The organism is Flavobacterium sp. MMLR14_040 (assembly GCF_033657265.1).
Lineage (GTDB): Bacteria > Bacteroidota > Bacteroidia > Flavobacteriales > Flavobacteriaceae > Flavobacterium.
The window spans coordinates 71,852-86,258 of sequence record NZ_JAWVWO010000017.1 but is presented as its reverse complement, the minus strand read 5'-3'; the positions used below and the strand labels follow the sequence as shown (position 1 = coordinate 86,258).

Genomic DNA, 14,407 nt, shown 5'->3' with positions numbered 1-14,407 from the left:
CTTCGCGAGTAACTCCGTACAGAAAATCGCCAATCTTTGTAGAGATGCTTGTGAAGATCCTTCCTCCGTCAGGATGACAAAAATGAAAATAATCTGCGTGAAATAATTTTTTAGCCACAGATTAGCAGAGATTAAAATGATTAAAAAATCTGTAACAATCTTTTAATCTGTGGCAAAAAAAAATCTGCTTTATCTGCAAAATCTGCGTGAGAAAATTAAGTGGCAAAAAAATAAAACAAATAACAAAAAAATATGAAAAGATATATCACATTATTGTTTTTTGGGATTTTGAATATTTTAATCGCCGCCGGTTGCAGCAGCGATGACAAAGGTTCAGATAAACCTGTAGAACCAGAAATAGTTGCGCCCGTTGCGATTGAAAAAACAAATAGCACCAAAATTTACGTGCACTACATGCCGTGGTTTGAAACCAACGAAAGCAGTGCCGACAAAAAATGGGGATATCACTGGACAATGGCCAACAAAAATCCGAACACGGTAGGCGCAAACAATCGCAGAGAAATTGCATCGTATTATTATCCCCTAATTGGCCCTTACCATTCAGGCGATAAAAATGTGATCGAAAACCATTTATTACTAATGAAATATTCGGGAATCGATGGTGTTTTAATCGATTGGTACGGCACTTACGACGTTTTTGATTACAGAATGGTCAAAGAAAATACAGAACAATTAATCGCCATGCTTGATAAAGTTGGTTTAGAATATGCCATTGTTTACGAAGACAGAGTAACAAAAAGTGCTGTCGATGCCGGAAAAGCAATTTCGGTTACAGCCGCAGCAAAAACCGATTTGGCTTATATGGAGAAAAATTATTTTGATGATGCGAATTACATCAAAGTAAACGGAAAACCATTGTTATTAAATTTTGGGCCAATCGTATTGCAAACGCCGGCAGAATGGACGAATGTTTTTAATACCATAACTATAAAACCTACTTTTATTACGCTTTGGGATCAGTCCGTAGAAGCGGGCACAAATGCTTCGGGAGAATATGCCTGGGTGTATAAAAACAGTACTTATTTGACAAATTTTTATACCAATACAAAACCAAAACTGAATGTTGCTATAGGAAGTGCTTATCCCGGTTTTAAAGATTTTTATGCCGAAGGCGGAGGCGGAGCAGCGATTGGATGGACAATCGAACACAACAACGGCGTTACGCTTGATGAAACACTTTCGATGGCAAAAAATGCCAATCTAAACTATCTGCAATTAATTACATGGAATGACTTTGGAGAAGGAACGATGTTCGAACCAACAGTAGAATTTGGTTACACTTACATCGAAAAAGTAAAAGCTTTTGCCGGAGTAAAAAACACCGAATCGGTTTTTCCTGAAATCAGTAAAATGTACAATTTAAGAATCGAAAAGAAAAACAATGCTGATGTGCAGCAAAAATTAGATCAGGCTTTTAATTATTTTGTTTCGGCACAGCCTGCAAAAGCAAAACAATTGATCAATGAAATTAAATAAAGAGTTGTAATTAATACAATTAAATAATGAAAAATAGAAGATATAGATACTGTTTAATTGCTTTAGCGTCGATTTTGATTTACGCGTGCAGTGCTGGTACTAAAAAAACATACACAATCAGTTCGCCTGGAAAAACTACCCAATTGGTTTTTGAATTAACTGTTTCGGGTCAGCCGCAATACAGTTTTTCATCGAATGGAAAATCGGTTATTGAGCCGTCTTTGATGGGATTTGAATTTCAGGGAATCCAAAAAATGACCGAAGGTTTTGAAGTGGTTTCCACCGAAGAAAAAACGTCTGACGAAACCTGGGAACAGCCGTGGGGCGAATTCAAAAAAGTGCGAGATCATCACACCGAATTGATTGTTCATTTGAAAGAATCAAAAGGAGAAGAACGTTTGGTGGATATTATTTTCAGGGTTTTTGATGATGGCGTAGGATTCCGCTATTTCTTTCCAAAACAGCCTCATTTAAACAAAGTAAAAATTGCTGATGAAGCAACGCAGTTTACTTTTAAATCAGAAAACGAGGTTTGGTGGATTCCGGTTCACAGAGAAAACAGTTACTATGAAAGTACGTATCGCAAAACGCCTGTTAGTAAAACAGATACTATAAACACACCGGCTACTTTTGAAACCAAAGAAAAATTATTTGTTGCCATTCACGAAGCCAATTTGACCGATTTTGCCTCAATGACATTATTAAAAGTTAATAACAAACAATATAAAAGCGAATTGGTGCCTTGGGCAGATGGTGTCAAGGTATATGCCGAAACGCCATTTACAACGCCGTGGAGAACGATTATTGTGGGTAAAAATCCGGGAGATTTAGCAACTTCCACGATCATGCTGAATTTAAACGATCCTTCAAAAATTGAAGATCTTTCCTGGATAACGCCTTCAAAATATATTGGAATCTGGTGGGGAATGCATCTCGAGAAATTCACTTGGGGTCAAGGCCCAAAACATGGAGCAACCACAAAAAACACCAAAGAATATATTGATTTTGCTGCGAAGAACAATTTCGACGGTGTTCTTGTCGAAGGCTGGAACGAAGGCTGGGACGGCGACTGGACTGCCGACGGATCTGCTTTTAGTTTCGTAAAACCCTATCCTGATTTTAATCTGGAAGAAATTACCAAATATGCAGCAATGAAAAATGTTCGTTTAATTGGTCATCATGAAACAGCCGGAGCTACAAAAAACTACGAAAGTCAGCTGGAAGATGCTTTTAAATTGTATCAAAAAATGGGCGTAAATACCGTAAAAACAGGTTACGTAAACAAATATCTGGATAAGAAAGAATGGCATGACAGTCAATACGGGGCTCGCCATTATAGAAAAGTAATGGAAACGGCAGCGAAATATCATATCATGATAGACAATCACGAACCTATAAAAGGAACAGGTTTACAGCGTACCTATCCAAACTTTATGTCGCAAGAAGGCGGAAGAGGTCAGGAATACAACGCCTGGTCTGTAGATGGAGGAAATACGCCGGAACATTTAACGACTTTGCCTTTTACCAGAATGCTTTCAGGACCCTTTGATTATACACCGGGGAATTTCAATTTTGATTATAAAACACCATCCGGAGCGCGTGTGCAAACGACTTTGGCAAATCAATTGGCTTTGTATGTAATTGTTTTTAGTCCGTTGCAAATGGCTTCAGATTTACCTGAGAATTACGAAGGAAAACCGGAATTTCAGTTCGTAAAAGAAGTTCCGTGCAATTGGTCAGACACAAAAGTTTTGGATTCTAAAATTGGTGAATACACCACAATTGTCCGCAAAGACTGGGACGAGAAAAACTGGTATTTGGGTTCTATAACAAATAAAGAGGCACGAGATTTAAAAGTGGCATTATCATTTTTAGATTCAGGAAAAGAATACGAAGCCGAAATTTATGCCGATGGAGCAGGAGCAAATTATAAAACAAATCCTTATCCGGTGGCGATTTCAAAACAAAAAGTAAATAGCAAAACAGTTCTGGATATTAAACTCGCAGCTGGCGGAGGAACAGCTATAAAATTTTCTCCGGTACAGAAATAATTGTTTAAGTTTATTTTGAGTTATGTTTGAGTAAGAAACCCGATGTCTTAAGAAGATATCGGGTTTGTTATTTTTTCACCGTATAAGTGATGTAAGTTATTTTAGCGCAACTTGTGTCTTTAAGAAGAAGAAAGCAAATCTCATTTGCTATATCGACAAAAGTTTATAGGAGGGTAATAACGAACGCGGATGTCGCGGATTCGCAAGCGAAAAACACGGATTGTCGCGGATTTTTTTGTTTTGTGAGTAGTTTTGTCATTTCAAGTTTTAAGGAATAACCTTAGAACCTTAGTCCCTCAGCACCTTTTTTAAAAAACTAATGTTTATAAAGCTTAACATGATTTCCAAAAGTATAGGCTGCTGAAAGCGTAGGACCATTGTAACCCCATTTTAGATATCCGTTTAGTCTCTCTCTTATGGTATCAATTTTAAAATTAAGTCCTGTGTATCCGGCAGTTAGACTGAAGTTTTTGTGTACATTATATAATAGAGATAGATTATAACTCAGAATTCTACCGTCGGTATTGTCGATTTTTACGGCGAGGTAATTGGCATTTACATAAAGACCAAAGCGTTCTCCCAGAACAAATTCTCCCCAGACTCCAACATCTGGCAATGGTGCGGTAAAATTAAAACTATCTCTATATTCAAGGCTTTGCCCTTCTCCCTCAAGGCGCAGACCTAAATCGACAAACATAACGTGGGATCCTATTAATAAACCCGCTTCGTATTTTGGTTTAGATAAAAAGGCATATCCATACGCGATTCTTGCAATCTGAACGTTAAAATAAGCACTCACTCTGGCATTTACGTTATAAGTGTTATCGCCAAAAGTAATGTCTCTTTCTAAAGTTTTTGATGAAGTTCTGTCTAAATTAAAATACTCAAAACCTAGTCTTGATCTTCTTGAAATACGCCACTCAAAGGTTGATAAAAAGGAGACGCTCGATTTTGAAAATCCCAGATCGTTTTCGAGGTCTATCTCGGTTCCTGTATCGGTACTATTTCTTCCAACCTGTATCTGCGTGTTGTTTAGGGGAAAAAATGCTCCGGCAGTAAATTTAAAGCGTCTGGCGTGCCAGGGCAATTCGTTGACATCATAATCCTGAAGATCTTCTAAATCGTTATTATTTTGTAAAGTAGGTAAAGTGGTTTCGGCGGGAATTTCGGCTGTGGTTTGTGCCTGAGCTGAAAACCAAAAAAGTGAAATAACCAACAAAGAAAATAATTTTTTCATAGGATTGTTTTTTAGGTTTATTGACAAAAATTAGCAATTAAAGTTAACAAAAAAAAACGTTCTTCTTACTTTTTTTATTTTATTATTTTTTAGATTTATTTGATTATCAGTATTGTATGTTTTATTTTGTAAAAATAAAGATACTTTTGTGTTTTTTTTAGTGAATTAATTTTGTAAGAATGTTTTAAAAACTGATTTTTTTTTTGAATACTGAATGTCGCGTGAGGGATAGGAGCAATCCGCCGCGCGGAGCGGATAGCCCGACAGCATCCTGATAAGGGGGCGAATATGCGCAAGGTAAGTTTGCCCCCTTAGCAGGATGGTGGCACGCCCAGATTGTTAAGATACCGGGAGTTGGTTTATTTTTGATTGATATTTTGTTTAATTCAAAAAAAAAGCCTCTAAAAGAGACTAATGGAAGTTGTTTTTTGTTTTGCTAAACACGGTTATAATCACCTCGCCAGTGAACAATTGCCTTTTTGATGGCGTTGCCGGAGAGATTATTTTTGATGGCATCGTCGATTAAACCTAGCAGTTCATTATCTGGCGCAAAACGCAGGGCAAATAATTGATCGTCGGTTAATTTGTATTCAAATTCTTCTAATCTTTTTCCGGTGAGTGTAAAATAACGATAACGAAGCTCTAGTCTAACAATTCTGTTTTGGAGGGTAATTGCATAATGCTGACGCAGCATAAAAGCAAGACAGAACAAAAAAATAAAGCAGACACTTATAAATGTCCAGATTAATTTATCGTTTGTGTTGCAGACAAAATAGATACTTCCTGCCAAAAACGCGATCAAAACAGGATAATAAATAAAATGATGCCATGAATAAAATCTAATATGGTTTGAATATGTTTGAATTTTCATGATTTCTTCTGCATTAAATACTAGCTTTAAATTAATAAAAGCTATTCAATGAAGAATAGCTTTTATTTAAAAATAAACTAACAACCAATATTTTATAATCTAATTCCCTGGCAATAATTTATAAGTAGTGAGTCCATATAAATTAAAAGGATTAATTATTTTAAATATCTTAAAACCTTTGGTAAAATTATTTTAGAAGCGGTCGTTTTTTGTTACATTTTAAAATGATTTTATTATAGAATTCAAATATTGAATTTTTAAATTAAGGTTTCAATAATTTTCCATTCTTCTAATTTAGACTGGAAAGTTTTACTCGCATTGGCCGGACTTGATGATGGTAAGATGATTAATTGATATTCTTTTTGAAGATGAACATATTTTTTAAAGAAAGCCGCCGCTTTTTGTCCGTTAAAAAGTATGGTTTTTATGTTAGGATGACTTTTTAAGAAAGTTTCGAAATCATTGGCAATTTCATTTTTTATGGCACTGTCTAAACTTCCCACTCGTTCGCAAAATTGCAACACATCCCAAAGTGCTATTTTATTTTTTTGTAAAAGTGCTTTTTTGGTTTCATAATCATCTGAAAAATCTTCTTTTAAAATAGTGAATATAAATTTCCAGAAATTGTTTTGTTTATGACCGTAATATTGATTGAGCTCTAATGATTTAGTGCCGGGCATGGTGCCTAAAATTAAAATAGTAGCATCATTAGAGGTTATTGGAGCGAAAGAGAAACTTTTCATTTTGGCAGGTTACTTATATGGAGGAAAAAATCTTAAATAGTAGAAATAATTATTTAGAGGTAATTATAAAACAATTTACAAAAATTATATAACATTTTCGGAAGGTCATTAAACGAACTTTGACAGATAGATTTTTAAGGAAATCCAACGTCTAAAAGAAATGTTTCTGTTTCTTAAAAGTTTCTCGAAGATCTATTAAAAATAGAATGTAGAATTTTTAAATCCACGCAAAATGAAAATAGTAACTATAAATACAGAGAAAATCGAAAATATTTTTGAGGAGTTAACTTTAAACGTAGGAGGAAAAGTAACTTTCGATTTGGATGAATATACTTTGGAAGTCAATAATAGTTTTGCAAAAGGATCTATTACAGGTGCTTCATTTAATGATGATATTTCGTATGTGCAGTTTGATATGACTTTTTCTGCCGATGTTCGAATGAATATCTTAAACCTAAAATCGTCTCCGGTTTATTTTGCTTATTGTTCTAAAGGTAATTTATCTCATAGTTTTGGAATTACGGGCGAAGAACGAAAATTAAAAACGTTTCAGACAGCAATTCTTTCTTCTAAACAAGATCAGGAACATGTTTTATTTTTTGAAAAAGATAAAAAAACAAAATTTACTTTGATTATTGTGGGAACTCATGTCACTGTTAATCAAACTCATTCATTGAACGAGAATGTGAGAGAAACTTTTTTTGGTAAAAATACTGTCGAAGATTTCTTTTATATAGGTTCGTATAATTTAAGAATTGCCGAAAAAATAGAGCAGTTAAATGCTGTTACTCAAAGCGGAATAGTTCGTAATTTGTTGAAAGAAGGTATTTTAAGAATTATTCTTGCCATGGAAATTCAACAGCATACAGATGATTTAGCTGCTGCTACAAAAGATACAAACTGTTTGACTTTAAGAGAGATGGAAGAAATCAAAGAACTTTCTGAAGCTATAAAAGCCAATCCTGAAGAACCATTTACAATTAAATCATTAAGCAAAAAATCGGGTCTGTCACCAAATAAATTGCAGGAAGGTTTTAAAATGATTCACAATCGCACGGTTAATGATTATATTACACATATGCGTGTTTTAAAAGCCGAAATTTTGATTAGAACTTCGGACTTAAATATTTCTGAAATTGTGTATTGCATTGGTTTTACAAGCCGAAGCTACTTCTCTAAAATCTTCAAGCAAAAATTCAATTGCAGCCCAAAAGAATATAAATTCAATTTAAATCCGTTGGCTATTACGGCTTAGTTTTTTAGAGGTTCAAAGTTACAAAGTAGCAAAGGTTCAAAGTTTTTTCTTCAAGGGCGTACATTTTTGTACGTCTTTTTTTTATGACATTTTTTGTAAAATAGTATTATAAACACGCACCGTAGCCATTTTTAAAACCTTTGTACCTATGTTCCTTTGCAACTTTGTTACTCAAAAAAACCTCAGTATCTAAAAAAAAACATATATTTACATAACTAATTATGTAATCAATTATAAAATGGATTTTTTTAATAAAGTAGGTAAGGTGGCTTTAGGAAGCCGTTTGCGTTTAATGACAGCAATAATTACAGATGATGCTGCAAAAGTTTACGAATTATACGGAGCGGATTTTATGCCAAAATGGTTTCCGGTTTTTTATACACTTACAGAAGAAAGAGAAATTACAATTACTGAAATTGCTAATGAAATTGGGCATTCGCAACCTTCAGTAAGTAAAATTGTTCAGGAAATGATTACCGCAGGTCTTGTGAATGATAATTTAAAAACAACAGATAAACGCAGAAATATTGTGGCTTTGACAGAAAAAGGATTAATTCTGTCTAAAAAAATAAAGTTACAATGTATTGATGTTGAAGCTGCTGTTGAATCTCTGATTGCTGAATCAAATCATAATTTGTGGGCTGCACTCGAAGAATGGGAATTTTTACTGGAGCAAAAATCATTGTTTAAAAGAGTAAACGAACAGAAAAAAATGCGTGAAAGCCAGGATGTTCAGATTATAGAATATACTCCCGAATATCAGGACGCTTTTAAAGCTTTAAATGAAGAATGGATATCAACGTATTTTGAAATGGAAGAAGCGGATTATAAAGCATTGGATAATCCCAAAGAATATATTTTGGATAAAGGCGGAAAGATTTTGGTTGCTTTATATCAAAATGAACCCGTTGGTGTTTGTGCCCTTATTAAAATGAAGGACAAAAAATATGATTTTGAGATGGCAAAAATGGCTGTTTCGCCAAAAGCACAGGGAAAAAGTATTGGCTGGCTGCTTGGTGAAGCAATTGTAAAAAGCGCTAAAGAACTTGGCGCATCAAAATTATATCTGGAAAGTAATACAATCCTTAAACCGGCGATTAACTTATATCATAAATTGGGTTTTGAGAAAGTTTCTGGTTTGGCAACGCCTTATAAACGTTGTAATATTCAGATGGAGCTTATTATTGAGTGAGGTTCAAAGTGGCAAAGGTTCAAAGGTTCAGAGATTTAAAATATACGTTATTTTTCATGGAATATTTTTCGTAGAGACGCACAGCAGTGCGTCTAAAACTATACGAAGACGCATTGCTGTGCACCTCTACAGTTAAACATTGGTCAAAAAACCTCTGCAACTCTGTACCTTTGAACCTCCTGAACCTTATCTCCCAAACCTATAATACTCCAAATCCTGATTTTGTTTGTTATTTATAGAATCAAGAATGGAGTTCATTGCAATAACGCTAAAGGTAATTCCGTTACCGCCAAAGCCTAGCACGTAATGTTCGTTTTTGTCTGGATTCGGTTTTCCAAAGTACGGTAAGCCATCTTTGGTTTCGCCAAAAGTTCCTGCCCAGGAATAATCTAATTTGAATTTTACTTTTGGGAATTTTCTTTGGAATTTCTTTAAAAGATAAATTTCTTTTTTGGGTAATAGTTTGTCTCTTTTTTTCGCATCTCTAAAATCTTCATCGCCTCCTCCCATAATAATTCGATTATCCGGGGTTGCTCTAAAATAAACATAAGGTGTAGACGTATCCCATAAAATAGCATTTTTAAATACTTTTGGTAATTCAGGAAGGCTTTCGGATGCGATTACGTAGGTACTTTTTAAATCGACCACTTTTTCAGTAAGTGTTTCGGTACTTTCGTAACCGGTGCAATTGATAATATGATCTGCTGTTATCGTACATTTATCTTCCGTATGTGCAACGAGTTTTCCTTTTTGATTTTGGGTAGAAGTAACGTTGGTACGATCGTAAATCTTCAGTCCTTTTTTTTCGCAATAAACGAGTAAATCCTGCGCCATTCTATACGGATCCATTACTGCGGCAGTTTTAGATTCTATTGCTGCAATAGCATTTAATCCCATTTTTTCAAGATCCCATCTTTCAAGCCAGGTTACATCAAAGCCATGCTCTTTTCGGCATTTGAATTCGGCTTTTAAAAACGGAAGATCTTTTTTAAGAGAACAAAAATAAATGCTTTTTTTAAACTCAAATCCGCATTCGCTTTTTATGGCATCACATATTATTCGCAAATCAAAAATTGCTTTTTTTCCGTTTATATAGCTGTTAACGGCACAGTCGACTCCTCTTAGTTTTATAAGATCATGAAGAGATACATCAATTTCATATTGAAGTAATGCGGTACTGGCGGCAGTGCTTCCATTACACATATCACGGCGGTCAATAATGGTTACCTTTTTTCCTTCGTTAATAAGTTTATATGCCATTAATGCACCGGTAATTCCACCGCCAATAATTAGTATTTCAGTAGTAATATCTGAGTCTAATGACGGATAGCTTATATCCATTGCATGTTTTAATGGCCAGTAAGTTTCTGATGAGCGTAACTTCATTTTTTATTTGGTTTTGGTACGTGTTTTTATTCTGTTTTTATCCTTGCGTGCGTGTTGGTCATGGGCTTCGTCAATAGAATGTGAAGCTTTGATGCTTACTTCATTTTTAGCAAGTTCACTTAGTCTGTGATAATATTTTTGAATAATAATCATTTCTTCTTCGGTCATACTTTCAATATCGACCAGACTATTGCTTGAATTTTTATTGGAAGCTACCAATTCGTTTAATTTCAACTGAATGGCAAGTGAGTCCTTATTCTGTGCTTTCTGAATTAAAAAAACCATTAAAAAAGTGATAATTGTTGTTCCTGTATTAATAACCAATTGCCAGGTTTCAGAATAATTGAAAATAGGGCCGGAAACGGCCCAAACTACCACAATTAAAAAAGCACTTAAAAAAGCTGTTGTGCTTCCTGCAGCTTTTGAAACACGGGAAGCAAATTTTTCGAATGCACTATTTTGTTTTTTCTTTTCCATTTGGTTCTAACTTTTTCGTTTCTTGCTGACTTTTTCTTCCTTAATCACTTTGTTGTTTTTCTCGTCATAAATGGCATCGTCAATTTTTTGACCGGTTTTGCTAAATATTTTAATTTTAGGATCTTCGTGCGTTCCTGTAATTACAATTGGAAATCCAACAAGACCAAACGGCGGAAGCCCCAATCTCATTCGTAAATCCAGTAATCCGTCAAAACTTGTAGTACCTTTTATAGTAGGCTTAAAACTGGCAACGCTAAATGTAAATGGCTCAATATGAATTAAATTATTATCTATAGATGATTTAATTTCAATGCCTTTCATATCCGGATTATTCAGGCCGTCTTGTCCGGTTTTGGAGCTTATTCCATCAAATAATTTCAATCCTTTTACTTTGACGTCGCGAAGGTTTAAAGTTCCGCCACCTTCAAGTGATTCGTAAATTGGCCCCATATTTCCGTTCAAATCTCCTTTTATATTATAATCAACGCTAATAATTCCCTGTGCTTTTTCGGCAGCAGAAACCATATCATGAAACATCGGAATTTCTTTGTAAGCTCTTTGCACGCTAAAATCCTTAGCCGTAAAATGAGCATCAAAATGCGCCGCAGTTGGCGATTCATCTTTATAAGTAGCGTTTATTCCCAAAATACAATCGATGATGTTAAAATTGGTGTTTTCGAGATAAAAGCCTGCTTTTGTAATACCAACTTTTCCGGTTAGTTTGTTTAAAACAAGTCCGTTATATTCAACTTTGTTAACGTTTGCGGTTAAGCCAACATTTAGATTTTTTGGCACAATAACAACACCGCTCATTTTTGGATGATCTTCTTTGGCGTATTGTACTTCAATATTTCGATCTGTATTTTCGCCTTTTTCGAGCGCCATAAATTCATCAACATTAATCAGCTTTGATTTCAAGTTGAAATTCCCACTCAAAGTTCCGTGAGATTCCAAAAAGTAATTGATTGTATTTAGCAGATATCCATTGATGGCAAAATCTGACTTTCCATAAAAAGCATCAAATTTTTCGAACCACATTTTCTCGTTCTGGAAACGGAAATTTCCCTGTTTGATATAAAATGCTTTCGGAAAAAGTTCAGAGGTTGCTTTAATATTTTTAAGAATAATAGTTCCGCGATTATCCAGTTTATTGTACTGTCCGGTTGTGGCGTAGCTTTGTTTTCCTCTTAAAGAAAGATCTGCTTTTGCCCAGCCGGTAATGTCGACACCTTTTTGAGAAAATACTTTGTAGATTCGTCCAACATTCAATTCGCCTTTAATTTTGGCATTGTAAACCAAGTCATTAAAGTCAGAAAGCGTTGCGTTTACATACATCGGATTTCCTTCAAAAACAAAAGATGCCGGAGCAACAGCCACAATTAAGTCTTCAAATGTTCCGGCTTTGTTGAGTACGTTGGCAATAAAAGTAATATCACTAATTGGGTTAGGATAGGAGTCTGTTTTTAGAGAGCCGTTTCGCAATGAAATTCCGCCAATGGTTTTTGGAAACAGTTTTTTTGAAGTACTAAAAACACCTTTCGCCTGAATATTTGTTTTTAAAATTCCCTTTAAATCAATAGAACTCAAACCCAAAGCAGCATCAACTGTGGCCAGATCGAGCGCGCCTTTTACGCTTGCATCGACAGTCATTTCGTTAAATCCTTTGCTATGCAGATAAGCGGTAAAATAATCTTTTTCACCAACTTTAAACTTTAAGGTTCTTAAGTTGATTAATAGTTTTTCTACATCAAGAGAAGGTAAAACGGTATTGAGATCCATTTGAAAATCAGTCAATGGAGCGGGTGCATTTTGGTAATTTATCGCGCCTTCATTTATTTTTAAATTGAAAGCCAAATCTGGTTTTTGATTTTTTGAAACATTATAATTTCCTCTAAAAGACAAAAGCAAATCACTTTTTCCGGAAATTTCGGTTTCATCCAGCCAGGTTAAGTATTCCGGCGGCATAACAGAAAATAAATCTTTTACAGTTGTGTTTTTTGAAGCTGCTTTAATATTTATTTTATAACCATCTCTTAAAATCGTAAATAAACCGGTAAAAGTTAAAGGTAATTTATTGATTCTTAATTCATTTTTTTGAAGAATAAACGAAAGCGCATGCGTGTTAATTCTGGTAATTAAATCGGCACGTAATTCTTTCTTTCTCAGGTAAGCAGTTCGGTCATAATAAAAATCAATGTTGTCAATTTTAGCATCAGTATTTAAATCAAAAATATCTTCGCTTAGATTTCCTTTTCCGACATAATTGAAACCTTTTGCATCAATCAAAATCTTTGCAGATCGATCGTTGTATTTTACGTGACAATCTTCAAGATCAATACGTTCTAACCGAATCGCTGTTCCTTCTTCGGGATCGTCGGCTTTGTTTTTGTCTTCTTCCGGAGCCTTATAAATGTTGTAATTGGCTTGTCCTTTTTGGTTCACCATTACGTTTATTAAGGCATTAGAAACGTATAATTTATTGATTTTTACTTCATTGTCAAAAATCAGCCTTTTTAAGTTAATACCAAACGCAACCTGTTCTGCTTTTATCAAAGTATCGTTTCCAAACGGCGCAGAACCGGTTAGTGATAAATCGTCAAGAGAAACGGTTAACGACGGAAAATGCGTAAAAAATGAAAGTCTCGATTTCGAAAATTCCATTTTTGTATCCAATCGGTCGTTGGCTATTTTTTTTACTTCAGAAGCTATCTTTCCGGGAAATAATAGCGGAATGACAAATAACAACAGCAAAATAGATGCTATTGTTATTCCTGTTACTTTGAGTATTTTTAAGGCAATATTTTTGAAAGACGAATTCATAGGCGTGTATTTAAATTACTTTTTGGCTTTGTCAGCAGCTTCTTTTTTTTCAGCTTCTGCTTTTTTGGCGTCTTCTTCTTTTTGTTTTTCTTCTTTTTCTTTTTGCTCTTTCGCTTTTTCTTCTTTTTCCTTTTGTGCTTTTTCAGCCTTTTCTTTTTGCTCTTCTTTTTGCTCTTTTAGTTCTTCTTTCTTTTTCTCTTTTTCTTTTTCTTTTTTCTTGAAGTATCCTTTTAGTAAAAAGTTACTTTTTGCAGCTTCCATATTTTCGCTGAAACCTTTTGTGCCTGATTCAAGATTTGAAAGGGTATTTGAAACGCTGTTTGCCATTTTATCATCGCGAACTAATCTTGCGAGTGCTCCGTTTCCGTTGTTCATACTATGACTAAAAATGGCCAGTTCTTCAGTAATTATACCGGCATTGTCAACACTTTTTTTAACGCTTTTCATGATGTCGTTCATCTCGATTCCGTTTACAGAAGCAATTGTACCGTTATTTTCAACTGGTTTTGTAGATTTTACTCCAGGAGAAATCGTTAATACTTTATCTCCCATTAACCCATCAGAACCAATGCTGGCGCGGGCGTCTGTTTTAATAAATTCGCGAACTTCATCTTTGATAACCATACTTACCACTACCGAAGAATCGTTTATTAATCTGATTTCTTCGACCGTTCCGATATTTATTCCTGAAAAACGAACATTGTTACCAACTTCTAAACCGCTCACGGTTTTAAATTGTGAAGTGATGTTGAATGTAGAACCAAACAGGTTTTTTTGTTTCCCGATAAAGTAAATTGCTATTATAAAAAGCAACAAACCAATTGTTACAAACATTCCTAATTTCCAAGTATATCCAGATTGCTTATCCATGATTTCTA

The 14,407-nt window shown here is 34.6% G+C and carries 11 protein-coding genes; 4 read left to right on the top strand and 7 right to left on the bottom strand.

Going from position 1 to position 14,407, the window contains the following annotated elements; translation table 11 throughout:
* Nucleotides 1–252: 252 nt before the first annotated feature.
* Together SD960_RS18735 and SD960_RS18730 are read left to right on the top strand one after the other, a co-directional pair.
* Nucleotides 253–1,497 (top strand): glycoside hydrolase family 71/99-like protein, encoded by a 1,245-nt coding sequence (locus SD960_RS18735; RefSeq protein WP_318805278.1) that lies wholly within the window; start codon nucleotides 253–255, stop codon nucleotides 1,495–1,497.
* 26 nt (nucleotides 1,498–1,523) lie between these two features.
* A complete protein-coding gene (locus SD960_RS18730; protein ID WP_318805277.1) occupies nucleotides 1,524–3,548 on the top strand; it encodes a glycoside hydrolase family 97 protein in 2,025 nt (674 codons plus the stop codon).
* 316 nt (nucleotides 3,549–3,864) lie between these two features.
* Here SD960_RS18730 and SD960_RS18725 read toward each other — a convergent pair whose 3' ends face one another.
* From SD960_RS18725 to SD960_RS18715, 3 genes are all read right to left on the bottom strand, one after another.
* Entirely contained in the window at nucleotides 3,865–4,785 is a 921-nt protein-coding gene (locus tag SD960_RS18725; RefSeq protein ID WP_318805276.1) for a hypothetical protein, read from the bottom strand.
* A gap of 436 nt (nucleotides 4,786–5,221) precedes the next feature.
* Nucleotides 5,222–5,656, bottom strand: coding sequence for a DUF6526 family protein (locus SD960_RS18720; protein ID WP_318805275.1), 435 nt, complete (start codon nucleotides 5,654–5,656; stop codon nucleotides 5,222–5,224).
* Between the two features lie 257 nt (nucleotides 5,657–5,913).
* Nucleotides 5,914–6,399 (bottom strand): DNA-deoxyinosine glycosylase, encoded by a 486-nt coding sequence (locus SD960_RS18715; protein ID WP_318805274.1) that lies wholly within the window; start codon nucleotides 6,397–6,399, stop codon nucleotides 5,914–5,916.
* A gap of 232 nt (nucleotides 6,400–6,631) precedes the next feature.
* On the opposite strand from SD960_RS18715, the gene SD960_RS18710 reads away from it, so the two are divergent.
* Nucleotides 6,632–7,654: an AraC family transcriptional regulator gene (locus SD960_RS18710; RefSeq protein ID WP_318805273.1), complete on the top strand. Its 1,023-nt coding sequence runs from the start codon at nucleotides 6,632–6,634 to the stop codon at nucleotides 7,652–7,654.
* A gap of 238 nt (nucleotides 7,655–7,892) precedes the next feature.
* The gene (locus tag SD960_RS18705) at nucleotides 7,893–8,846 is read left to right on the top strand and encodes a bifunctional helix-turn-helix transcriptional regulator/GNAT family N-acetyltransferase (protein ID WP_318805272.1); all 954 of its coding nucleotides are present in this window, start codon (nucleotides 7,893–7,895) and stop codon (nucleotides 8,844–8,846) included.
* A gap of 186 nt (nucleotides 8,847–9,032) precedes the next feature.
* On the opposite strand, the gene SD960_RS18700 is transcribed toward SD960_RS18705, so the two are convergent.
* From SD960_RS18700 to SD960_RS18685, 4 genes are read right to left on the bottom strand one after another with little or no spacing between them, the layout of a single operon-like run.
* Complete coding sequence (locus tag SD960_RS18700) at nucleotides 9,033–10,232, bottom strand: FAD-dependent oxidoreductase (RefSeq protein ID WP_318805271.1); 1,200 nt, start codon at nucleotides 10,230–10,232, stop codon at nucleotides 9,033–9,035.
* A 3-nt stretch (nucleotides 10,233–10,235) separates the two neighbouring features.
* On the bottom strand, nucleotides 10,236–10,709 hold the full coding sequence (locus SD960_RS18695; RefSeq protein ID WP_318805270.1) for a low affinity iron permease family protein: 474 nt from the start codon (nucleotides 10,707–10,709) through the stop codon (nucleotides 10,236–10,238).
* Between the two features lie 6 nt (nucleotides 10,710–10,715).
* On the bottom strand, nucleotides 10,716–13,529 hold the full coding sequence (locus tag SD960_RS18690) for an AsmA-like C-terminal region-containing protein (RefSeq protein ID WP_318805269.1): 2,814 nt from the start codon (nucleotides 13,527–13,529) through the stop codon (nucleotides 10,716–10,718).
* 15 nt (nucleotides 13,530–13,544) lie between these two features.
* A complete protein-coding gene (locus SD960_RS18685) occupies nucleotides 13,545–14,399 on the bottom strand; it encodes an MlaD family protein (protein WP_318805268.1) in 855 nt (284 codons plus the stop codon).
* Between the last annotated feature and the right edge of the window lie 8 nt (nucleotides 14,400–14,407).

Coding starts and splice junctions, on each gene's coding strand:
- SD960_RS18735 (WP_318805278.1), top strand. CDS start 253: ATGAAAAGATATATCACATTATTGTTTTTTGGGATTTTGAATATTTTA.
- SD960_RS18730 (WP_318805277.1), top strand. CDS start 1,524: ATGAAAAATAGAAGATATAGATACTGTTTAATTGCTTTAGCGTCGATT.
- SD960_RS18725 (WP_318805276.1), bottom strand. CDS start 4,785: ATGAAAAAATTATTTTCTTTGTTGGTTATTTCACTTTTTTGGTTTTCA.
- SD960_RS18720 (WP_318805275.1), bottom strand. CDS start 5,656: ATGAAAATTCAAACATATTCAAACCATATTAGATTTTATTCATGGCAT.
- SD960_RS18715 (WP_318805274.1), bottom strand. CDS start 6,399: ATGAAAAGTTTCTCTTTCGCTCCAATAACCTCTAATGATGCTACTATT.
- SD960_RS18710 (WP_318805273.1), top strand. CDS start 6,632: ATGAAAATAGTAACTATAAATACAGAGAAAATCGAAAATATTTTTGAG.
- SD960_RS18705 (WP_318805272.1), top strand. CDS start 7,893: ATGGATTTTTTTAATAAAGTAGGTAAGGTGGCTTTAGGAAGCCGTTTG.
- SD960_RS18700 (WP_318805271.1), bottom strand. CDS start 10,232: ATGAAGTTACGCTCATCAGAAACTTACTGGCCATTAAAACATGCAATG.
- SD960_RS18695 (WP_318805270.1), bottom strand. CDS start 10,709: ATGGAAAAGAAAAAACAAAATAGTGCATTCGAAAAATTTGCTTCCCGT.
- SD960_RS18690 (WP_318805269.1), bottom strand. CDS start 13,529: ATGAATTCGTCTTTCAAAAATATTGCCTTAAAAATACTCAAAGTAACA.
- SD960_RS18685 (WP_318805268.1), bottom strand. CDS start 14,399: ATGGATAAGCAATCTGGATATACTTGGAAATTAGGAATGTTTGTAACA.